This is a genomic window from Aeromonas sobria, assembly GCF_050266975.1.
In the GTDB taxonomy this organism is placed as follows: Bacteria; Pseudomonadota; Gammaproteobacteria; order Enterobacterales; family Aeromonadaceae; genus Aeromonas; species Aeromonas sobria_B.
Genome location: NZ_JBKISU010000145.1, coordinates 1 through 255, shown reverse-complemented (window position 1 = coordinate 255; position 255 = coordinate 1). Strand labels below are relative to the sequence as shown.

Here is a 255-nt window from a genome sequence, read left to right as displayed (position 1 = left end):
ACTGGCAGGTGAAATCGGGTACCCGCACAGTGACCTATGAGCATGAAGCGCAACGGGTCAAGGCGCTGTTTCATCACCACAAGGGGCGCTATGGTTATCGGCGGATCACCCTGGCGCTGCGCAATGAAGGATGCCCTCTCAACCATAAAACCGTGCGTAAACTCATGCGAAAACAGGACCTTGCCTCTAACCTGCGCCGCAAGAAATATCGGTCGTACAAGGGGACGTACGGCCATATCGCCCCGAACCTCTTGC

1 protein-coding gene is annotated in these 255 nt (G+C 56.1%); it reads left to right on the top strand.

Features of this window, described 5'->3' with window-relative positions; genetic code table 11:
• Positions 1-255 (top strand): IS3 family transposase (locus ACLHZ1_RS20845; RefSeq protein WP_427263569.1); only part of this gene is annotated, 255 nt, incomplete at both ends.